Annotated in this window: 18 protein-coding genes; 11 read left to right on the plus strand and 7 right to left on the minus strand. The window is 41.6% G+C overall.

Annotated elements, in window-relative coordinates; all coding sequences use genetic code 11:
* Positions 1–13: 13 nt before the first annotated feature.
* Together BWD47_RS08775 and BWD47_RS08780 are read right to left on the minus strand one after the other, a co-directional pair.
* A complete protein-coding gene (locus BWD47_RS08775; protein WP_075593830.1) occupies positions 14–3,055 on the minus strand; it encodes a TonB-dependent receptor in 3,042 nt (1,013 codons plus the stop codon).
* A gap of 374 nt (positions 3,056–3,429) precedes the next feature.
* On the minus strand, positions 3,430–4,275 hold the full coding sequence (locus BWD47_RS08780; RefSeq protein WP_036970537.1) for a MurR/RpiR family transcriptional regulator: 846 nt from the start codon (positions 4,273–4,275) through the stop codon (positions 3,430–3,432).
* Positions 4,276–4,615: 340 nt separating this feature from the next.
* Between BWD47_RS08780 and pbp4b the strand changes: the two genes are divergently transcribed.
* A complete protein-coding gene (gene pbp4b / locus BWD47_RS08785; protein ID WP_075593831.1) occupies positions 4,616–7,063 on the plus strand; it encodes a penicillin binding protein PBP4B in 2,448 nt (815 codons plus the stop codon).
* Between the two features lie 94 nt (positions 7,064–7,157).
* A complete protein-coding gene (locus tag BWD47_RS08790; RefSeq protein WP_036970533.1) occupies positions 7,158–8,534 on the plus strand; it encodes a Na+/H+ antiporter NhaC family protein in 1,377 nt (458 codons plus the stop codon).
* A gap of 163 nt (positions 8,535–8,697) precedes the next feature.
* On the opposite strand, the gene BWD47_RS08795 is transcribed toward BWD47_RS08790, so the two are convergent.
* Positions 8,698–9,834, minus strand: coding sequence for a PQQ-dependent sugar dehydrogenase (locus BWD47_RS08795; protein WP_075593832.1), 1,137 nt, complete (start codon positions 9,832–9,834; stop codon positions 8,698–8,700).
* Between the two features lie 325 nt (positions 9,835–10,159).
* Between BWD47_RS08795 and BWD47_RS08800 the strand changes: the two genes are divergently transcribed.
* Positions 10,160–10,909 (plus strand): hypothetical protein, encoded by a 750-nt coding sequence (locus BWD47_RS08800; protein ID WP_075593833.1) that lies wholly within the window; start codon positions 10,160–10,162, stop codon positions 10,907–10,909.
* Between the two features lie 48 nt (positions 10,910–10,957).
* Entirely contained in the window at positions 10,958–11,839 is an 882-nt protein-coding gene (locus tag BWD47_RS08805; protein ID WP_075593834.1) for a hypothetical protein, read from the plus strand.
* Positions 11,840–11,906: 67 nt separating this feature from the next.
* On the opposite strand, the gene BWD47_RS08810 is transcribed toward BWD47_RS08805, so the two are convergent.
* Genes BWD47_RS08810 through BWD47_RS08820 form a run of 3 tightly spaced genes read right to left on the minus strand, consistent with a single transcriptional unit; the run spans position 11,907 to position 13,701 of the window.
* Positions 11,907–12,506 carry a hypothetical protein gene (locus BWD47_RS08810; protein WP_075593835.1) on the minus strand — a complete coding sequence of 200 codons (600 nt, stop codon included), beginning with the start codon at positions 12,504–12,506 and terminating at the stop codon, positions 11,907–11,909.
* On the minus strand, positions 12,496–13,047 hold the full coding sequence (locus tag BWD47_RS08815) for an RNA polymerase sigma factor (RefSeq protein WP_065978423.1): 552 nt from the start codon (positions 13,045–13,047) through the stop codon (positions 12,496–12,498). Before BWD47_RS08815 ends, BWD47_RS08810 begins: the two co-directional genes overlap by 11 nt.
* A gap of 6 nt (positions 13,048–13,053) precedes the next feature.
* The gene (locus tag BWD47_RS08820) at positions 13,054–13,701 is read right to left on the minus strand and encodes an energy transducer TonB (protein WP_075593836.1); all 648 of its coding nucleotides are present in this window, start codon (positions 13,699–13,701) and stop codon (positions 13,054–13,056) included.
* Between the two features lie 118 nt (positions 13,702–13,819).
* Between BWD47_RS08820 and BWD47_RS08825 the strand changes: the two genes are divergently transcribed.
* Together BWD47_RS08825 and BWD47_RS08830 are read left to right on the plus strand one after the other, a co-directional pair.
* On the plus strand, positions 13,820–14,326 hold the full coding sequence (locus tag BWD47_RS08825) for a DUF3087 domain-containing protein (protein WP_075593837.1): 507 nt from the start codon (positions 13,820–13,822) through the stop codon (positions 14,324–14,326).
* Between the two features lie 9 nt (positions 14,327–14,335).
* Positions 14,336–14,785, plus strand: a complete 450-nt coding sequence (locus BWD47_RS08830) for a low molecular weight protein-tyrosine-phosphatase (RefSeq protein WP_036970515.1) — start codon at positions 14,336–14,338, stop codon at positions 14,783–14,785.
* 42 nt (positions 14,786–14,827) lie between these two features.
* Here the strand turns inward: BWD47_RS08830 and BWD47_RS08835 are convergent, their stop codons facing one another.
* Complete coding sequence (locus BWD47_RS08835) at positions 14,828–15,898, minus strand: TonB family protein (RefSeq protein WP_036970510.1); 1,071 nt, start codon at positions 15,896–15,898, stop codon at positions 14,828–14,830.
* A gap of 340 nt (positions 15,899–16,238) precedes the next feature.
* Here BWD47_RS08835 and ribA point away from each other — a divergent pair, with 340 nt between their 5' ends.
* The 5 genes from ribA to BWD47_RS08860 all read left to right on the plus strand — a co-directional run bounded on the left by ribA (position 16,239) and on the right by BWD47_RS08860 (position 22,032).
* Entirely contained in the window at positions 16,239–16,865 is a 627-nt protein-coding gene (ribA, locus tag BWD47_RS08840; protein ID WP_036970507.1) for a GTP cyclohydrolase II, read from the plus strand.
* Between the two features lie 78 nt (positions 16,866–16,943).
* The gene (locus tag BWD47_RS08845; RefSeq protein ID WP_065978419.1) at positions 16,944–17,738 is read left to right on the plus strand and encodes a BPSS1780 family membrane protein; all 795 of its coding nucleotides are present in this window, start codon (positions 16,944–16,946) and stop codon (positions 17,736–17,738) included.
* Positions 17,738–18,190, plus strand: a complete 453-nt coding sequence (locus tag BWD47_RS08850; RefSeq protein ID WP_036970503.1) for a regulatory protein RecX — start codon at positions 17,738–17,740, stop codon at positions 18,188–18,190. Before BWD47_RS08845 ends, BWD47_RS08850 begins: the two co-directional genes overlap by 1 nt.
* A gap of 17 nt (positions 18,191–18,207) precedes the next feature.
* Positions 18,208–20,808 carry an alanine--tRNA ligase gene (gene alaS / locus BWD47_RS08855; protein WP_065978417.1) on the plus strand — a complete coding sequence of 867 codons (2,601 nt, stop codon included), beginning with the start codon at positions 18,208–18,210 and terminating at the stop codon, positions 20,806–20,808.
* A 6-nt stretch (positions 20,809–20,814) separates the two neighbouring features.
* Positions 20,815–22,032 carry an aspartate kinase gene (locus tag BWD47_RS08860; RefSeq protein ID WP_036970498.1) on the plus strand — a complete coding sequence of 406 codons (1,218 nt, stop codon included), beginning with the start codon at positions 20,815–20,817 and terminating at the stop codon, positions 22,030–22,032.
* Positions 22,033–22,035 lie beyond the last annotated feature (3 nt).

The following is a 22,035-nucleotide window of genomic DNA, read 5'->3' on the forward strand; positions in this document are numbered from 1 at the left end:
AGGATTGATTGGTTTAAAACTTGAAGTTAACTGAAAGCTGTAAACTACGTGGATTATAGTAACTGCGTGATTCACCATAGTTTTCATCAAGTACATACGGGTTTTTGTTGTAACCTGTTTGACGGTTAAAGACATTAAATAAGTCAGCACGGAATTGTAGTTCCATGTCACCTGAGAACGTAAAGTCTTGCGTGTAGTTCAAGTCAAGTTGCCAGTGGCTTGCTGTTCTACGAGAACCAGCAGGTTCTGCATAACGACTAACATGGCTTGTCGGATAACCATACATAGTCCCATCCCAGTTTTCCCAAGCTTGACCAGACTGGAATACAAAGTACGCACCAATGTTTGCTTCCCAAGGCACAGTGTAGTAACCATAGACTTTAACCTTATGCGGCTTATCTCCTGAAAGTGTGCCGTAACGGTTATCCCATGAGTAACGGCCGCGGCCATCACCATAGTATGATGAGCCAATAAAGTTATTTGCATCGTTACTTGTCGTGGTATTGTCTTGGTCGAAATTACCGTAGTAATGGCTCCACACATAAGAGGCATTGATATAGCTGTTTTCACCTAGGTATTCAGCTTCGATACTGGCTTCCCAGTATTTCGTTTCGCCGCCATCAACCTCAGCGATTACATACGATGAGCCACCGATTTCATCGATAATATCGGCAAGGTTTTCAACATAAAGGCCTTTATCTGCGATATGTTGTGGCACACCTTCGGCATCAACGCCTGAGTAATCAGTTAAGCGTGCATTGTTAGGCATATCTTCCCAAAAATGCATACCTTTACGGTGACGTACGTGAGCACGTAATACTAAATCAGAGCCCACATATTTCGTTGTGCCAAGCGTGAATTCATTGATACGACGAGGTTTCATGCCTTCTTGGAATGCTTTACCTGATGAACCACGTCGAGGTGATGCAGAAAGAATGTTGCCAGACTCATCTAGAAGTAGCTCAATTTCTGAGCGCGTATTACGGTCCCACGAGGCTGCACGAGCGAGTGAACTTGCTTCAGGATTATAAATTGCGAAATTTGCAAAGACTGAGTCTTCATCTGAGTACGTCCAAGTTGCACCTAAACGAGGTTGCAGCATATCACTCCAGTCTGTTTTATACATTTCGTACTTCTGTCCTGGAGCCAACTCATAACCTGAAACGGTGCCTGACTTCGCTTTTAAACCTTGCCCGTACCACGTATCTTGGCTTACGAGTAAACCGATATTATAAGTCCAGTCACCATGTTCTATGGTATCGTTTATTTCAAAATTGATACTACGCATTTCTGAGTTTATGCCAGAAACAGTTGTACCATCTTCAGTTGCCAGACTCATTTGTTGCACATGTGCACGATATATAGCATCTGCAGGGTCAAAGCCTGCCGTATCTGCATCAGCATCAACTAAACCGCCAAGGTAAGAGATGCGCCCCCAGCCATTTGATAAACGGGTAAGTTGTTCTTCACTTTCTTCCCATTTGGCACCAAAGTGGAGTGTATGGTACGTGTCACCCCAATCAAATTCATGTTCTAAGTTGAGTTCAAATGAATCACGATAGAAGTTTACATTGTCATATTGTGAATAAGCGCCAACACCACCGCTGCCTTTCATTACACCATCTTCAAGATAGCCATAAGTATTAATTAATGCGGTAGCTCCGGCATTATAAATAGCGATTTGCTCTTCTGTGAAACCTTCTTTAGAGACATATTCTCTTGGTTTTGGCACCGAAAAATAGCCCATCTGAGTAAGGTTGTTAACATCAAGCTGACTATTTAACGAAGGTACGACACTCAACTCAGTATCTGGTTTCGAACCTGTTTCTAATTCAAACTTACTGTATTGGAATGACAGGGTGGTTGCAGAGCCTAAAATCCAAGAGCCATCTAACGTAAAGATATCTTGGTCGGCTTTGCTACCAACAGATACACTGTCAGTTTCGTAAGCGCCTATTGAATCGCCTTTTACCTCTTTATCAGAGGTACGTTGTGAAATATTAATTAAAATATCGTCGGTCGGTGCCCATGTAAGCTTACCGAAGTATTCGTCACGGATACTTTCATAGTCTTTTACTTCGCCATAAGCTGTATTCTTGTTAGCCTTCGTTTCTTCAGGGCGATAATACGAGGTATAAAAGTACAGTGTATCTTCAATCAGCGGTCCACCTAGGCTTGCAGTTAACCAGCTTTTATCCATCTCATAACTTTCTTCGCCTATAGGGGTCGCAACAAAACTCTTCGGTTGTGCTTTGTATTCAACGTTACCGTGAAATTCATCAGTACCAGATTTTGATACTGTATTGATTGAGAAGCCACCTGAACGGTTAAAGCCTACCGCTTTAGCACCACCGCGGTCCATGGTGACATACGCCACGTCATGGGTCGAAGGCTCTGACGCTAAATTACCAAACATTGGCATGGAAACATTTACGCCATCAAAACCGTATGAGTTATCAACCCCTGAACCACCTGCTGACGGACCTAAAACTGTGTTCGCCGAAAGCTCCACACCTGGTACAAGTTTTAATAGGTCTCGGTAGTCTTGACCCACTGGCACGTTGTTGATTGCCTCTTCGCCTAGTGAGTTGGTCAGAGCTGACTTACCCTGACGGTATAATTTACTACCAGTAATGGTGATGACCTCAACATTTTCATTTGCGCCACCGAAGGTAACGTTTAGGCTCGATGTTTGCTCAAGCAAAACATCAACGGTCATCGTTTGAGTGACCCCGTTTTTATCGGTGAAAGTGAGTTCATAAGTCCCCGGTTTTAGTTGGGGTAAGTCGTAGCTTCCGTCTTCACGAGTCACAACAGTGCGTGGTTTCGGCATTACGTTACTTTTTGCCGTTACCGTGATCCCCGCCAGAGACTGCTGTGCCTCTGGTGTTGATACTTTACCCTTGATTCCACCGGTTAAATTAGCAAAGGCTGGTGCGCTGGCTAAAGCCGCGGCCATTACAACACCTGTTAGAGCTGTTTTCTTTGCGCGAAGTGCATTATGTGTCGCTTTAGCTATGGAGCTTATTACGAGTGAGGATGCATGTTGTTTCATTGTTTCCCGTCCTTATATTTATATGCTTTGTTGGACTGCTTACCCAATTGAGACTTATGAACTTTAAAATTATGTTGCCTATACATTAAACAGCTGTTAGAAGAATCGGTCAAGAATATTTTTTTGTTACTTATGGTTGTTTGTGGAATAAAATATATTACCTTTATTGGGTAAGTGTTTGTGTTCATTTGCTTTTAAGAGCATACGGAATGTGAGGGGGCTTTTTTGTAAGAAATTATGAACGCTTTATTTTTTATTAGCTTATAAAAATCAATACATAACAAGAAAGGTGAGGTGCAAATTTAGTTGCTAAATAAAGGCATAAAAAAAGCAGCTTTCGCTGCTTTTTTAGGTTTATAGTCTGTATTTAAAAATTAGTTATTCTTAAATTCGCCTACAACTTCATTAGAATGTTCTAGTAATTTTCTGCCTTGTCGACTCGATTGAGTCAGTGCAATGAACAGAATATCAATGACAAAATCTTGTGCAGTTCGGGCTAAAATTGATGACAGCCTTACTGATTCACCTTCAGCAACAGAGTAGAGTTTTACATCTGCTGAGTCTGCGACGGGGCTACTACCAAACTTAGTGACTGAGATCACTGCGCTGTCGTTTTTCTTAGCTTGTTTAACGACCTCAGCAATTTCACGGGTCATCCCCGATTCACTAATCGCAATAACCAAGTCACCTTTTGAAAACGTAGCAACGTAGGCAAGTTGGGCATGGCCGTCTGGTTCAGCGATAGCTGGCATCCCTAGCTTTTGTAATTTATAAGAGAAATCTTTGGCAACCAGCGCCGAGCCACCTAAACCGCAAATAAGAATACGTTTAGCTGATTTTAATAATTCAACCGCTTTTTCGATTGCAGGCGCTTCGTTAAGGTTTTTGGTTTCAGTTAAAACGGCCAGTTTACTGCTGAGTAATTTTTCGGCAATTTGTTCAAGAGAGTCGTTTAAGGTAATTTTACCGTGTAACTTGGGCTCGCTGCTTTCATCGTTTAGGGCATCGATAACGGCTAGCTTAAAAGCAGGAAACCCTTTGTAACCTAATTTTTGTGAAAACTTAACCACGCTTGATTGGCTTACACCAACCACTTTTGCTAATTCAACAGAGGATAAATTACGAATCGCATTGGCCGAGTTTAATGTGAAATCTGCTAGTTTGGCTTCGCTGCTCGACAAAGACTGGCGTAAGGCTTTAATTTTTACAAAAGTAGACATTCGGGCTCACTTTGTTAGTTAACTTATTCTTTGTGTAATACAAACCTTTCAATCGAGAATATTAAGCGCCAAGACGCAAAATTAAGTACAAACGACGAATTATTTTTGTTTTACTCGAATTAACTTTGGAATATTTTTCTTAATTTAGATGGAATAATATAGTTTTATTCCATAATAGATACAACATTATTTGTTGAGATAGCACCATTTTTAGTGAGGTAACGATAATGTATGCTTTTTATTCTTGGATCTTAAAATAAAATATTTTACATGTTAAGTGGGTGTTGCTACTGTATTGCAGTGAATCGTCAATGCTTAAAACTTCAGGTATGAAACTGTTATGAGTTTTCCCTCTTTAAAAACATTACTTAAACAGCTGTGTTATCTCAGTGGCGCTGCGCTTTTAGTCAGTTGTGCCAGTAATCAATATACGTTTACCCAGTCAGCTAACTACAGTCATCGCGTTAAGTTTTTAGTGATGCACTACACCGCGATTGATTACGAAAAGTCGATGCGAGCTTTAGTGGATGAAGGGGGCTTAAGCTCACATTACTTATTACCGGAGTCGGGCGATTCAAGTTATCCGCACGATAAATTAGAAATTATTCAACTTGTTGATGAGAACGATCGCGCGTGGCATGCTGGACGAAGTTACTGGCAAGGACGTGAAGATTTAAACGATCACTCCATTGGCATTGAAATAGTGAATGTGCCTACATGTCATATTCCTGAGCATAGTTCGCCTGCAATGCAAAATGATGCAAGCAAGCTGTGTATTTATCCTGATTATGATGCCAAGCAAATTGAATTATTAATTACGTTAAGCAAAGATATTCTTAAACGCAATCCAGATATTGGGCCAACTCAAATTGTAGGGCATTCAGACATTGCGCCAAGTCGTAAAAATGATCCTGGCCCGCGTTTTCCTTGGTATCAATTATATAAAGCGGGTATTGGCGCGTGGTACGACAGCGACACGGTCGATAAGTATTGGCAGTTATTTAGCGCATCGAAACCTTCGACAGAGTTAATGCAAAAAGCCATGCGCAGCTACGGTTACGAGGTGATTGCAACGGGGCAACTTGATTCACAAACATTAGATGCGTTGAGCGCCTTTCAAATGCACTTTTTACCTTGGCATGTTAGCGGTAATAACGATGCCAGAAGTGCAGCTGTACTGTTTGCTTTATTAGAAAAGTATTTTCCTAAAAAGTGCGAGAGACTGTTTAAAGAGTATCAGCAACAGCAACTGGCAACGGAGCCTGAGACAACGGTGCTTGCGAATGCACAAGTTGTCGTACGTATTCCATCGCTCGACCCCAGCAGCCGTGAGTTAGTAAATAACCGAGGCACGTTTCAAGCGTATAAGGGACGTGGTGAAATAATCATTGAAAACCACGATGCCCGCAGTGCTGATATTTATATTAATGGTGAAAAAATTAATATCGCATCACCATTAACAGCTGAAAAAGTATATCAATACAGCTTAGCGAAACGCACTCATAACGGTATTAACACCTTTAAAGTTGACAATGTTCAACCAGAGGGGGCGAGCTTAACATTGCGGTTTCCTTACCCAACATTGATTAAAAACACACATAAAGACCGTTTTAAAGCTGTTGATGAGCTGATAAATCAAGAAGTCGCCGCAGGATTTCCTGGCGCTGTGCTTGGCGTTATTAAAGAGGGTGAGTTAATTAAATTAAGCCACTATGGCGCTGCTAAAAAGTACCATGCAGATGGCACGTTGCTCGCATCGCCTGAAGCGATGAAAAACGATACCTTATTCGACATTGCCTCGAATTCAAAAATGTTTGCTACTAACTTTGCGTTAATGAAACTTGCAAGCGAAGGTAAGTTAGATGTAGAAAAACCATTGTTTTATTACCTGCCAGAATTTAGAGGCAGCGGTCGAGAGCAGCGTTTAGTAAAGGATTTGCTCACGCATAGCGCAGGTTACCCTGCAGTGGTTGATTTTCACCGTAAAGATAATAAATTTGGCGAACGGTTTTTCTCGCAAAACAGTTTACGTACCAAAAATTTACTGCTTACAGGAGTGCCTTTTGTGGCGGGGCGTAATGTAAAGCACCTCTATTCAGATATTGATTACATGTTGCTAGGCGTATTGATTGAGCGCATTAGCGGTATGCCTCTCGACAGCTATGTCGAAAGCCAACTCTATCAGCCGCTAGGGTTAACACACACAGTGTACAACCCTTTGCAAAAGGGATTTTTAGCGTCGCAGATTGCTGCAACTGAAATAAATGGTAACACCCGTGGCGGGCGTATTGAGTTTGACAATATTCGTACCGATGTATTGCAAGGTGAAGTACATGACGAAAAAGCCTTTTATGCTTTAGGGGGCGTCGCAGGGCATGCAGGCCTCTTTAGTACGGCTGGCGATATAATGGTATTGATGCAGGTGCTGCTTAACGGCGGTGGCTACGACAATAAACAGTTATTTACCCCACAAGTACTCGCGCAATTTACTCAGCCTCAAGCCAGCGACGAAACCTATGGCTTAGGCTGGCGAAGAGCAGGGCACCAAGCACGCACATGGCATTTTGGCCCGTATGCCAGCCCAAGAGCCTATGGTCATACTGGCTGGACCGGCACCGTTACTGTGATTGACCCCGAGTATGACCTTGCCATCGTGTTACTTACCAATGCCCGTCACACACCTATTGAGGGCAACGATAAAAGTTATGAATTTGTCGGAAAGCGTTTTGAAACAGGTAAGTATGGTTCAATTATCTCACTGATTTATGAGAGTATATTAAATCACTAGTCGATTTAAGTTGAGTTTAGCGGCAAAGCCATTAAGCTTAGCGAGTTTTTGCATAATAAAAATAAAATATTGGTCTTAATTTAAAAGGGTTTTTATGTCTTGGTATTCAATTTTACCACCCTTGATTGCTATCTTAATTGTGTTTTGGCGCAAAGAAGTGATCATGGCTTTATTGGTCGCCGTTGCGTCGTCTGAGTTTTTGCTAGCCCTCAATGGTGAAGGCAATAGCGTGTTTTACACTTTTATCAATACCATTGAACGGGTAATCGAAGTCGCGAGCTCAGCGGGTAACAGCCGTATTCTTATTTTTAGTATTTTGATTGGTGCACTGCTTGCCTATATTCGTGAATCTGGCGGTGTGGCAGCAACCGTAAACCTATTAATGAACAAAGGTGTTGCTAAGAGTAAGCGCCAAGTGGGTTATTTAACCATGTTCTCGGGCATTGCGGTGTTTATTGAATCGAACTTGAGCGTATTAACTTCGGGTATTTTATCGCGAGGTTTATTTGATAAATTTAAAATGAGCCGGGCGCGTCTTGCCTATATTATTGATAGTACCAGTGCACCCGTGTGTATTTTAATTTTACTTAACGGCTGGGGTGCGTATGTGCTTGGCCTACTTGGTAACTACGAGATGGAAGAGTCTGCTGTTTCGGTACTGTGGGGCAGTATTGGTTATAATTTTTATGCGATTATCACCTTGCTCATCGTGTTTTATACCATTACTTTCGACAAAGTACATGGGCCATTAAAACAAGCCGAAGAGAACTTTGAGCAGCAAGAAACCGAATTAGCAGAAGAAGTTAAAGGCTCAAAAGCGCGTTACATGCTTATTCCACTTATTACCTTAATTGGCAGCATGGTTGGCTTTATGTTCTGGACTGGCGATGGCGATATTGCTAGTGGCAGTGGCTCAAAATCAGTGTTGTATGCAACCATTTTAGCCTGTGTAGTCGCTTACTTTTTAATGATTAGCTCTCGTGATTTTACTCACCATAAGCTTGTTGATATTGGCTTTAAAGGCATGGGTGAATTATTACCGCTGGTTGCAATTGTCTTGTTATCACTCACACTTGGTGCGAGCTTAAAAGACTTAGGCACCGGTGTATTTGTAGCGGGGCTTGTGGGTGATTTCTTACCTATTTACCTTGTTGTGCCAGTGCTATTTTTAACCGGAGCGGTTATTTCATTCACTACGGGTACCTCGTGGGGCACATTTGCCATTCTTATTCCAATTGGTGTGCCGCTTATTCAAGCGCTAGGTTTACCGCCTTCACTGGTTATTGCTGCCATTCTAGGTGGCGGTGTGTTTGGCGATCACTGCTCGCCAATTTCAGATACCAGTGCGGTATCGGCGATTGCCTCTGGGTGTGACTTATTAACCCACGTTAAAACTCAAATGCCTTACGCCTTATTCGGTGGCGCATTAACCTTTATCGCTTATTTGGTAACCAGTATTTTGGTTTTGTAACTTTAAGCCTTAAGCAAACAATAAAAAACCACAGAGAAATCTGTGGTTTTTTATTATTCGCACCTCGTTTTTTTTGGCGCGACTGTCAAATCTCGATAGTCAGCACGTTCAAATCTGACGACTGAAAACTAACTTCTTCGAGGTGACAGCTTAAGGCTTGGAGCTAGGCTTTAGGCACAACTTTATAAATACCTACACCATCAACCCCAAGGTATAAATCTCCATTTGGATGGGTCGCAATACTGCGCACTCTGCCAACACCCTCAAATACTTTGCTGTGGCCAGTGACTTTATTACCATCGAGTTTAACAAGCACAAGGTGAGCAAACTTCATTGAGCCCACGGCTATTTGCCCTTGCCACTGCGGGTATTTATCGCTATTTATAAACGCCATACCAGAGGGCGCAATTGAAGGTACCCAGTACCAATCAGGTTGCTCCATGCCTTCGCGGCTTGTTTCATCCGTGATTTTTGTACCAATGTAGTTAATGCCGTAGGTGATCTCAGGCCAACCATAATTAGCCCCAGCTTTAATAATATTAATTTCATCTCCCCCACGAGGGCCATGTTCATGACTCCAAATTACCCCAGTTTCTGGGTGCATAGCCATACCTTGAGGATTACGGTGACCATATGAGTAAATGCTTTTACGCGCGCTTTTATGGTTATAAAAAGGGTTTGATTCAGGAATAGAGCCATCACTGTTGATACGGTGAATTTTACCCGCATCGTAATCAAGGCTTTGTGGGTGAACATCTCTGTCGCCACGGTCGCCAATCGAAAAATACAAATAACCTTCTTTATCAAACTCAATACGCGAACCATAGTGTTTAGTTGTTGTGGTATTTGGTTCACCATTAAATAAGAGTTGCTGGTCTACAAGCGTCATGTCCTTTAAACGTGCACGCATTATTGAGGTGTTATAGCCTTCATCATCACCTTCATAACCTGAGTAAGAAAGGTAAATCCAGCCATTGTCGGCAAAATTTGGGTCGAGCTCTATATCAAGTAATCCCCCTTGGCCTTCTGCGTGAAGCTTAGGAGTTCCTTTGATTATTTGTTTATCAAGCTGACCATCGCGGATCAGCCTTAACTCACCACGCCTATCGGTCACTAATAAATCACGCTCGTTTAGCCACGCCATACCCCAAGGGATCTGAATCCCTTTACTCACTAATTCAAGCTCATACTTATTGGCACTGGCATCTAACGGAATTGTTTGCTCTGGCTGCGCACATGCCTGCAAGCTGGTTAAACTGATAGAAGCGACGACGAGGCTGCTAAATAAAGACTTTTTCATGGTTACTCCAAATTATTAAGCACAATACTATTAGCCTAGCTTGTTCGTAGGTAAATTGTTATTAACTTTCAGTAAAGTGCGACTATTGGTAGAAAAAGCGGGATAGAACAAAAGCGGTTGTAAGTTAGCCGTAGGCGTGAAATTTATTTCGCGCGAAAAATGAAATGTATGAATGTAGTTGGCTTTTTAATCTCGAATATTAGGCATTACAGTCATGAAAAAACCTGCCAAGTTGATTAACTCGAACCTTCGTCCCTAGATAGCTTTGTTTTAAGTTTACTGGTAGCTTAGAGATATCAGTTACTTAAATGGATTTAATCTACGTATGAAATCAGAAAAGTTTTTCAAATGGGTGTGGAATATTAATGGCCTTGTGTTACTTATTGGCTTAATTATCACAATATTGGTTGTTGGCTATAATCTTGCGAGCTTTTTGTTTAAATCTAATACTCAAATGGATCATCAGGCGCTCAATTTAGCTGAAGATGAAAAGCAGCAAGAAAAGTGGAAGTTAGGGTACCCACGAAAAGTCGCTGATAGCGATTATTATTACATCCCGTTAGAGTCAGAAAAAAGATCGGTTGATATAAAACCTGAATCAGCAGTTTACGAAAGCTTTGGTAGCGGCAGCTACAAATATAATCCCACGCGCTCAAAGAATATCTTATTTATTAATGACAAAACCAATCAAGCAAAGTGGCTATTTAACACAACTGATCAGTTAATCATAGAGTTTGGTGCTTTAAGCAATTACAAAGAGTTTGATACTCGAGCCTACATGGAGCAACAAGTCGATACTCCTCGTGGGGTTTCTTATGAGGTTATCAAAAACGATAGCAATAATGATAAACGGCTTGATGGCAAAGACAAGCGCACCTTTGCGCTTAGCAAGATTGATGGCTCAAACTACACCGAAGTCATTTCAGGTTACAACCGCATTGTAGAGTCTAATCTCAACGCCGAAGGCAATCTATTTGTGGTATTCATCAACAACAACGAAGTTTATTCGATGTTGATAGATCTAGATACATTCAAAGTGATTAGTAAGAGTATGCTGCCGAAGGTCGGGGCATGACCCAAAAATTAATGCTATTTAAAATAATTTGATATTTGGATACATGGTATGGAAAGAAAGGAAAGCGAAGTAATAAGTGAAGACTATGATAAAGAGCTAACTTTATGGAAAAGTCGTTTTAAGATTTATTTTTATGCTACTCCAATAATAACTATAGTATTTTTCTTATTACAAGCACTATTCACTAGTGAACAGCTATCTACAGATTTTAAACTAATTGAAAACTGGGTTGGCTTTTCTAGTACCTTCAAGTTACCTATAGGTGTCTTTACTTCTATGGTTGCTATTACCTCATTAATAGGGATGTATTTCAGAAGCATTCAAGTTTCACATCAGCTAAATAAAATAGAAAAGCAGTTAGATATTTCTCAACAGCAATTTAATTTGGCCAATAAGAAAGAAAATTTTGTTCTGTTCATAGAACATAGGAAAGCACTGTCTGAGTTAGTAAAATTAGAGCTAAAAGAGCAAGTTTCTTATCAGAGCAACATTCTTCAAAGTAGAGATTTTAAATCAGCTTTATGTATTGATAGTCAAAAGCTATATAAAAAATTATTTCCAGAAAATAGCCCCGAAGAAATGGTTTGCTTTGATTTATGGGTGCCTAAAAGTAAAGAGATCATAAATATTGAAGTATTGAGTGAAAAACTATATTCACTAAGTAACCTCGATTTATTAAAAGTTAATTTAATATCTTTGTACTCTTTCTACGAAATGTTTTTAGATTTTGGCGTTGTGTTTCAAATAAACTCTTATGGCTCATGCCAGAACAAAGGAGGGATTGAAATTGCGTATTTTTTCATTGATTTTTCTATTATAATCAATGTATTGTATAAATTGGGTCTAATTGAAGAAACTGATACTCAAAGACTTAGAGGAAAAATTATAAGCATAGCACTTGATATTAATGATTCTCTTATTCCGGAGTAGTTGTTATTCAATCTAAATATCTCGGCGTTAAATCGCCTCTTAGGCTCGAAAAATTGGCTTAAGCTTTTTATGCTTCACATTTCATGGCTTCATGCGTTAATTGTTTAAGTGCGATGATTTGCCCTTGTTGGTTTTGGTCAAGGGCCAACAGGTCGCCTTGGTGAATGTGGGTATCGAGTGTGCCGTGTTTTTGTAGCTCTTCAAGTAGTGACTGTTTTATTTGTACGAGTATATTTTGCTCGCAGTCTGCGATATACCAATCGTTATCAACACTGACTAAGCGGCCAGTGAAGCGGGTACGGGTTTGATGAGCAGCAAGGGCGTGTTGGTAGTCGGCTTCTAGGGTTTGTTTTTGTTGTTTTAGGTTGCTGACATAGCTGCCTTTTGCGTCAAGTTCATGAACTTCAAGCCAGTGGTAATCTGATAAATCTACAGCATATACGTCAGTCAGTTCGCGGTTATTGTATTGCAACATAATAAAGCCCAAAATGGCCAGCGCAGCAAAAACACCTGTCATTTGAAGTCCTAAAAAGCGTTGCTGTTTTGAGCGAGCTTGTTGTGGCTTTTGCATTTGCGTCAGCTGCTCAGGGCTTAAAGTATGCTGTGCTTTGCGTTTTTGATAATGCGCTTTTAAATCGGCATCAAATAGCTCGTCGTTACGCTTCATGATTGCCTCCAAGTTGTTGTTTTAGGTTTTGACGGGCGTATCGCAGCCGAGTTTTTATGGTCTCATGGTTGCTTTGTGTAATGGCAACAATGTCATCGAGGCTAAAGCCTTCTTGCTGCAGGGTCAGTGCTTCTCGCTGTACAAAGCTAAGCGCCATTAGTGCTTTATCAAATGCGTCATAATCGTAGTGATAACTTGCATCGTGTGGCTCAGATACTAGCTGGTTGTCTTCTAGTTCAACAAATTTTTGTTGTTTTCGAAACTCATCAATTAGCACGTTACGCGCTAAACGAAATAGCCACGCTTTTGGGTTGTTTTGCGCGTGATAAAAGTCACGTTTATCAATGACTTTTAACCAGGTTTGCTGGCAAATATCGAATGCTAAATCTTTATCACTTTGTGTTACTAGGTAGTGATAAAGGTCGTTACCGTATTGAGCAACAAGTTGGTTGAGATAACGGTTGTCGCCTGTTTTGGCATACAGCGCCAAACAATCGCTGTTTGGCGTGTCAAATAACCATGTCTTGATGCTCATTAGCATAGGCCGTTATCCATCTATTTTAAAATCAAGTTGAACGCTTTGGTTTGTTTGTAATTGTGCCACACCTTCAACTACTTTGGGGCGGTATTTCCAACGTTTTATAGCGCGAATAGCTTCTCGATCAAATACTCGTTTTGGCTCAGCGTCAATAATGACTGGGTCGATAACTTCGCCGGTGGGTGAAATGCTGAAACTAATTTGCACCCATCCTTCAATACCATCACGTGCAGCAACAGGGGGATACTTAGGGTTAATACGCACGATAGGGGTCGCATCACCGGTTGGTTGATTAATTGCTTTACTGAGTGAGTCGCCAATATCATCAAATGTCATAGTAGGTGTTGCATCGGAAATGATTATTGTATCTGGGTTTTCAGCAGCTGGCCGCGGGGGCGTTTTCGGTGGCACCTGAGTAACGGGTGGTGGCGGCAAAGTTTGCTTTACTTGCACTTTTGAATCTTCGGGTACTTGGTAAATTTCAACGGTAATATCGGGGCCCATTTTTATATCTGCGCGTTGCTCTGCTGAAATTAGGTATTGCATAAAGGCAAATGCAGCAAAGGTCATTACCCCGCCACCTATAATTGCGACGGTTGTCTTTAAAGCGCCATTGCTGTTATTCAAGCTTGCTGAGTTTAGTGGTAAAGTATGCATAGCCGTTCCTTTTTGGATAATTGCTTTCATAGCTAAAACGGCTGGCAAATAAAAAAGGGGTGAAACTATTTTCACTTTTTATTTTTTCACTTTAATTAGTGTGATTCTTTAGGTAGTTATGAAACTCATTCAAATAGATAAAGCCCGTTACCGTAAGCATTTAAACCACGTTATTGTAGCGTGTGTTATTGCTTTAGCCGTTGGTAGTTTAGCCATTTCACAAACCTTGATTGCGTTATTCCCAGACCCAAGTGGGAGTCATTTTCACTGGAATCTATCGGGGGTTGTTGTGTGCAGTTTGCTGGTGGGCTTTGTACTCAATAAATACCGCAACCATGATTACATGACCGAGATTGTGTATGTGTGGGAGCTTAAAAAAGCGCTGAATAAGATTACCCGTAAAATGCCAAAGCTAAAAGCGGCTGGGCGTGAGGGCAATGCCGATGCTTTATTAGCGATTCATTACAGCTATGCTGGCTCGCGTTTGTTATGGCAGCTCGACGACAACACCATCACTATGGATGAGCTGGCAATTAAACAAGCTGAGCTTGATAGTGTCGCCGAGAAATATAATTTAAGCCTGGATGCCGAGCGCTATGATGAGGCTATTTTAAAGAACTTTTAAGGACGAGTAATGAAGAAGGTTTTGGTTGTATGTTTGGGTAATATTTGCCGCTCACCAACCGCTGAAGCGGTGCTCAGAAGTCGTGCAAAGACGCTTAATGTTAATGTGAAAGTCGACTCAGCAGGCACGATTGGCTATCACCAAGGTAATCCACCTGATTCACGTTCAAAAGCAGCAGGCGAAAAACGAGGCTACAGCTTTAAAGGAATTTATTCGCGCCCGGTGACGCAGGCTGATTTTTATGAGTTTGATTTTATTTTAGCGGCTGACAAGCAAAATCTTGCTGATTTACACGCGCAATGCCCTGAGCATTTGCAATATAAATTGTCGTTATTTTTAAGCCATGGTGATGCGGGCGAGCAAGAAATTCCCGATCCTTATTATGGTGGCGATCAAGGTTTTGAAAAGGTCCTAGATTTAATCGAAAACGCGGCGGATAACTTGCTCAAAAAGCTTTAATTTTTTTAAAAGGTCGCACTGCGACCTTTTAGTTTATTTTGATTAGTTTATTTTAAAGTCGAGCTGAACTTGGGTTGTTGATGCAACGGCATGCCCATCTTCAAATTTTGGGGCATAACGCCACTTTTTCATTGCTTTTATAGCTTCTACTTCGAATGCTTTACCGCCTTTAGACTCAAGTACGGCAACGTTATCTACAAAGCCTGTGGGAGTCACTTCGAACTCCATAATAACAGAACCACTTTGTCTAAGCTGTGCCTTTGACATGGGGTACTTAGGATGCACGCGATACAAGGGCTCTTGCTCTTGGTTGTCTTTCCACGGCACCATTTTTGCGATAGCAATACAGTGCTTGGTTGCTTCATCGCTTTTACCTATTTTTTCGTATAAATGAACTAGCTTAGAGTGGGCGTCCAGTTCGGCTTTGTGATCAAAACTGAGTGCGTCATCAAATACTTTAACAACATGGTTAAGGCGCTCAATTGCGTAGTCATAATCGTGCCTGCTTTGAGCAAAAGCGGCGGCTAAAAAGTCTGCTTGAATACGCTCTAGCGAGTTACTTGGCACATTATCTTTGTAATATTCATCGGCTTCTTCTAGGTAACGTTTAGCTGTTAAGTAACGTTCACCACTGTTTTTAAGGGCCAAAATACGTGCTGCACTGAGCTTACTGTCGGCAACCAGTTTGTCATTCTTTTGTTGCTCAGCAATGCTAATTAAGTCGCTTAAGTAAGCACTTGCTTTTCTTGCTGATTGAGTCGATTCAGCCATGCCGAGCAGTGCATCATAGACTTCGGTACTGTGTTCACCATGTCTTTTTTCTAAAATAGTGTATGCCGTTTTGTATAACTCGTATTGTTTTTCGTGCTGGTACGTGGCAAGACTATTTGCGTAGTTAATGGCTAAATTCGCTGTATTGTCGGAGTTTTCGCCATACACTTTTTGACCGAGTTGATAGGCTTTTTGCGCAAGTTCGGTAGTGTCTTGTTGGTTTTCAAGCGCAGCTAAATAGGCGCGGTAAGTTTCATTAAACTCACTGTTTATATCTTGATTAGCTAAACAAGGCTGGCTTAATAGTATGCCTAAACATATGGCTAAAGAGGCTTTTTTCATAATAATCCTTATTATATTTCGCAAGTTAGCTTTTAAATAAACCACAAACGAGGGTTACTCATATTTATTAGTCGAGATTAGCAAAAGGTATTATAAATGTCACTTAATTGGGTAATTTCTAGTTAAAAATGCGGAGGAAGTGTTGATGAATACGGCTGTAAAATTAAGCTTGAAAGATGTGCAAAGCTCGTATCTTCGTCTGGTTTGAGTGTATAATACTTGAATTGCTGGTAACTGCCTCAATATTAGTTATCACTCGTCGTATGTTGCATTCTTACAACCTCAAACTGTTGTAATCACATTTGCAGTATTGCATTTATTTTTTTAATTTGGATTTGTCGTGGCGCAAGTAAGAGCAAGAGTCCAGCTAAATGTTGGCAAAAACAGTGATATCCCTGCAGAAATCGTCTCGTTTAGTGGTTTAAATGATGGCCAAGAGCATATTGCTTTAGTATTTAATCAAGCCGACACCGAGCAAGACATCCCCTTAATTCGTATGCATTCAGAGTGCTTAACGGGTGATGTATTTCATTCTTCGCGTTGTGACTGTGGTGAGCAGTTAAATGAGTGCATTGAAATGATGCATGAGCAAGGTGGAATTTTATTATATTTGCGCCAAGAAGGGCGTGGCATAGGTTTATACAATAAGATTGATGCTTATGTATTGCAATCGCAAGGTATGAATACTTACGAAGCGAATAACCACCTAGGTTTTGCCGATGATTTGCGTGATTTTTCTGACGCTGTTTTAATGCTCGAGGCACTTAATCAAAAGCATGTTAAGTTAATGACTAACAACCCAAATAAGCTCAAAGCTCTGCGTGATGCTGGCATTGAAGTTGATTCAGTTGTCGGCACGCATGCACACATTAAAGCAGGTGTTGTTGGTAATCGCGCTTACTTAGAAACAAAAATCAAACATGGTTCACACATGCTTGATATCAAAAAAATTAAAAAGCCTGAATAATTTTCACAGCAGGTGACTATAAACAAATAGCGCACCCAGTTATACTCGGTGCGTTTTGTCGTTATTGAATGAGAAGCTATGTCGATCGAAGTGCGTATTTTTAAAGCCGATGCAGGCGTAAAATGGTTTAAAGCAGGTTGGGAAATCTTTAAGCTGCAACCGTTTACGTTTATTTTAATGCACCTATTAATAGGTGTGATTGGTTTCTTATCGTTAGTGTTACCCCTGCTGCAAGTTGTCGGTGCATTTGTTGCCCCATTTTTAATGGCGGGCTTTTATCAAGCCGTGCTAACTAAACAACAAGGTGGCACGATTAGTCAGGCAGATATCTTTAAACCGTTTACCAATAAAGGGAACCGTATTGGTTTAGTGCGAGTTGCTGTGTATCAAATGGCGGCGGGCATTTTATTAGCGGTGTTATCTAATTTTATCTTTGCAGATGCCTATGCAGTTATTTCAAGCCAAACGTTCGACCCACAAAACCAAACACACATAGCGGATTTACTGGCAACCATTTCTATGGGGCAAGTGGCCGTTTTTTTACTGGCAATCTGTGTGTATTTAACGGCGTTTGCTTATGCAGTCCCCTTGGTTTATTTTCAAAAGCAAACCAACATGTTCCAGGTATTAAAAACCTCGTTCATGGTGTTTTATCATAATATGGCTCCGTTAGGTGTTTACGGTTTGATTTGTGCTGTATTAATGCTGATCTGTATACCTTTATCGTTTATTCCACTATTGGTTTTAATGCCAATTTGTTACATTAGCTTCTTCGTGTCTTTTCAGGCTATTTTTATGCCAGTTGTGCCAAAAAGTGATGACCAACCAAAGACACCAGAAACATCGTCACAATCAGGACGCTTTGACGCGTAATGGATGATAAAGAAAAAAAGTTAAAAAATTACGTACTTTGGTTACTTTCACGACAAGATTACTCGCGTCGCGATTTAACCCGAAAGCTACAACAAAAAGAAGCGACGCCCGAGTTTACAGAGCGTTTGTTAGATTGGTGTGAGTCACACAACTTTATTAACGAGCAGCGCTACTGCGAAGGGTTTGTACGCCGCCATTTAGCGAAGTATCATGGGGCTAAACGCATCCAAAGCGAAGCAATGGCAAAAGGGATAGATCGGGCTTTGTTAGACAAGACGCTCGAAGAGTTCGAAATCGATTGGTTTGAGCTCGCACAGGACGCATATTTAAAAAAGTTTTCAAATTCACGTAAAGAACTCGATCAGAAAGAAAAAGCGAAACGTGTACGCTACTTGATGTATCGAGGCTTTAATTACGAACAAATTGATTTTGCAATGCAAGCACAGCAATAAACGGGTGAGACTTTCACATGCAGCATATGACTACCGCACAGATCAGGCAACAGTTCTTAGACTTTTTTGCCTCTAAACAACACCAAATTGTTCCTTCAAGCTCGCTGATCCCGGGCAACGATGCCACATTATTATTCAATAACGCCGGCATGGTGCAATTTAAAGATGTATTTTTAGGTGCGGAAAGCCGCCCTTATTCACGTGCAACCAGCTCACAGCGTTGTGTGCGCGCAGGTGGTAAACATAACGACCTTGAAAACGTGGGTTACACTGCACGTCACCATACATTCTTCGAAATGTTAGGTAACTTCAGCTTTGGCGATTACTTCAAACAAGACGCGATTAAGTTTGCGTGGCAGTTTTTAACAGAGACTGTAAAGTTACCGCAAGAAAAGTTATTGGTTACTATTTACCACGATGACGAAGAAGCGTTTAACATTTGGCACAAAGAAGTGGGTCTAAGTGAAGACCGCATTATTCGTATTGCAACCAGCGATAATTTCTGGTCAATGGGTGACACGGGTCCGTGTGGTCCATGTTCAGAAATCTTTTATGATCACGGTGAAGAAATTTGGGGGGGGCCTCCAGGTTCACCTGAAGAAGATGGCGACCGTTTCATCGAAATTTGGAACCTCGTATTCATGCAATACAACCGCCATGCCGACGGTACAATGGAGCCGCTTCCTAAGCAATCTGTTGATACTGGTATGGGTCTTGAGCGTATCGCGGCTATTTTACAAGGCGTTCACTCAAACTACGAAATCGATTTGTTCCAAGCACTCATTGCTGCGGCGGCTAAAGTAACCAACGCGCAAGATTTAAATGATAAATCATTACGCGTAGTGGCTGACCACATTCGTTCGTGTGCATTCTTAGTGTCTGACGGCGTTATGCCATCAAACGAAGGCCGCGGTTACGTATTACGTCGTATTATTCGTCGTGCAGTACGTCACGGTAACAAACTTGGCGCAAAAGGCGCGTTCTTCTATAAGCTTGTTGCTGCACTAATCGAGCAAATGGGTCAAGCGTACCCTGAGCTTGCTAAGCAACAAGAAATTATCGAAAAAGTATTACGCATCGAAGAAGAGCAGTTTGGTAAAACACTTGAGCGTGGTCTAGCAATTCTTGAAGAAAGCCTTACTGACATCGAAGGTGATGTAATCCCGGGTGATTTAGTCTTCAAGCTTTACGATACTTACGGTTTCCCTGCTGATTTAACGGCTGACGTTGCGCGTGAGCGTTTCATGACTATTGATGAGCAAGGTTTTCAAGAGTGCATGGCTGTTCAGCGTAAGCAAGCACAGCAAGCGGGTAAATTTGGTGCTGATTATAACCAGCAACTTAAATCTGAAAAACACACAGACTTTAAAGGGTACGACTCAGAGCACTACACTGGCACCGTGGTTGAATTATTTGCCGAGGGCCAATCTGTTTCTGTACTTGAAGATGGCCAAGAAGGTATTGCTATTCTTGACCGTACACCATTCTACGCCGAGTCAGGTGGTCAGGTTGGTGACACGGGGGTGTTAAAAGTGGCGGGTGGTGAGTTTGTTGTTACTAACACTACCAAGCTGGGTAATGCATTTGCGCACCATGGTCGTGTACAAGGCCGCATTGGTACAAACGACAAAGCAGAAGCAACAATTGATGCAGCACGTCGCGATAGCATTAAGAAAAACCATACTGCCACGCATATTTTACATGAAACGCTTCGCCAAATTTTAGGTGATCACGTAAGTCAAAAAGGTTCACTGGTTGACCCTGAGCGTTTACGTTTTGATTTCTCTCACTTTGAAGCCGTAACAAAAGATGAATTACGTCAAATTGAGCGTGCAGTGAACGACGAAATCCGTCGTAACTTTGCGCTTGAGACTGAGCTTATGGCAATTGATGAGGCCAAGGCAAAAGGGGCGATGGCGTTATTCGGTGAGAAATACGACGACGAAGTGCGCGTAGTCACGATTGGTGATTACTCAATCGAGCTGTGTGGTGGTACTCACGTTAAGCGTGCTGGTGATATTGGTTTATTCAAAATCGTATCAGAAAGCGGCATTGCAGCTGGTATTCGTCGTATCGAAGCGGTAACAGGTGCTGAAGCTGTTGCGTATGTCAGTGAGCAGGAGCAACAGTTAAACGATGTTGCAGCTCTAGTAAAAGGTGATAGCAGCACGGTACTTGAAAAAGTAACAGCACTCCTTGAAAAGTCAAAAGGGCTTGAGAAGCAAATTGCTCAGCTTAACGATAAGCTAGCAAGTGCGGCGGGTGCATCGCTACTTGACTCAGTTGTTGAAGTGAATGGTATTAAACTTCTAGTTGCTGATGTAGCTGGTACAGAGTCGAAAGCATTACGTGGCATGGTTGATGACCTGAAAACGAAGATTGGTTCAGGCGTGATTGCACTTGGTGTAGCAAACGGCGACAAAGTTAGCTTAATTGCCGGTGTAACTAAAGACCTGACAGGCAAAGTGAAAGCGGGTGAACTTGTTAATCACATGGCTGCACAAGTGGGCGGTAAAGGCGGTGGTCGTCCTGATATGGCGCAAGCGGGTGGTACTCAGCCAGAGAACCTAAGCGCAGCTTTAGAAAGCGTAACTAGTTGGTTATCTGAACGTTCTTAATCACTAGTGGCACTTATCGTCCAAAAGTTCGGCGGCACTTCAGTGGGCTCCATTGAGCGTATTGAGGCCGTCGCCGACCTTGTTGTTAAAACAAAACAACAAGGCCATCAAGTTGTGGTGGTGCTCTCGGCTATGTCGGGAGAAACTAACCGTCTGATTGACCTCGCTAAACAAATAGATTCTCGGCCTAGTGCCCGTGAACTCGATGTGTTGCTTACCACTGGTGAGCAAGTGTCGGTATCGTTGTTGGCAATGGCAATAATTAAGCGTGGACACTCCGCTGTTAGCTTACTTGCCGATCAGGTAAATATTCGTACTGACAATATGTTCGGTAAAGCCCGTATTGAAGAAATTGCAGCGACACGGCTAAAGCATGAGCTTGAGCATAACCGGATTGCAATTATTGCTGGTTTTCAAGGCCGTGATATCGAGGGCAATATCACCACGTTAGGTCGCGGCGGCACTGATACCTCAGCAGTTGAAATTGCGGGGGCAATTAATGCCGATGAATGCCAAATTTATACTGATGTTGACGGCGTTTATACGACCGATCCACGCATTGAACCAAATGCGCGTCGTATGAGCCATGTTACCTTTGAAGAAATGCTCGAAATGGCGAGTTTAGGCGCAAAGGTCTTACATATTCGCAGTGTCGAAGCAGCAGGAAAGTATAATATACCGCTCAGGGTGTTATCGAGTTTTAATCCCGATCAAGGGACCTTGATCAGTTTTGAGGAGCCGGATGTGCAAGCAAATATTGTGTCGGGTATTGCGTTTAATCGAGATGAAAGTCTTATTTATGTCAACGCAGTGCCACAAGGAATGGAAAACCTTGCAAAAATTTTGCAACTTTTTGCAGAGTTCGGTATCGAAATAGATATGATTAATCAAGTTAATCATAACTTTGAAAAAATAGACTATGCTTTTACTGTGCACACAAATGATTTTGAGCAGGCGCTTGAAATTTTAACCAGTAACCAAAGTGCTATCAAAGCTGAATCTATAAATGGAGTAAGCAATGTTGCCAAGGTATCTGCTGTTGGCGTAGGGATGAAATCTCACTCAGGTGTCGCAAGTTTATTTTTTAATGCACTTGCACAAGAAAGCATCAAAGTGATACTTATATCAACATCAGAAATAAAGATATCAGTTTTAATTGATGAAAAGTATTTAGAACTGGCTGTACGTGCACTACACAAAGTTTTTTTAACTGAAAATGAGTAAGAT

The organism is Pseudoalteromonas sp. PAB 2.2 (assembly GCF_001938575.1).
GTDB classification, from domain to species: Bacteria; Pseudomonadota; Gammaproteobacteria; order Enterobacterales; family Alteromonadaceae; genus Pseudoalteromonas; species Pseudoalteromonas lipolytica.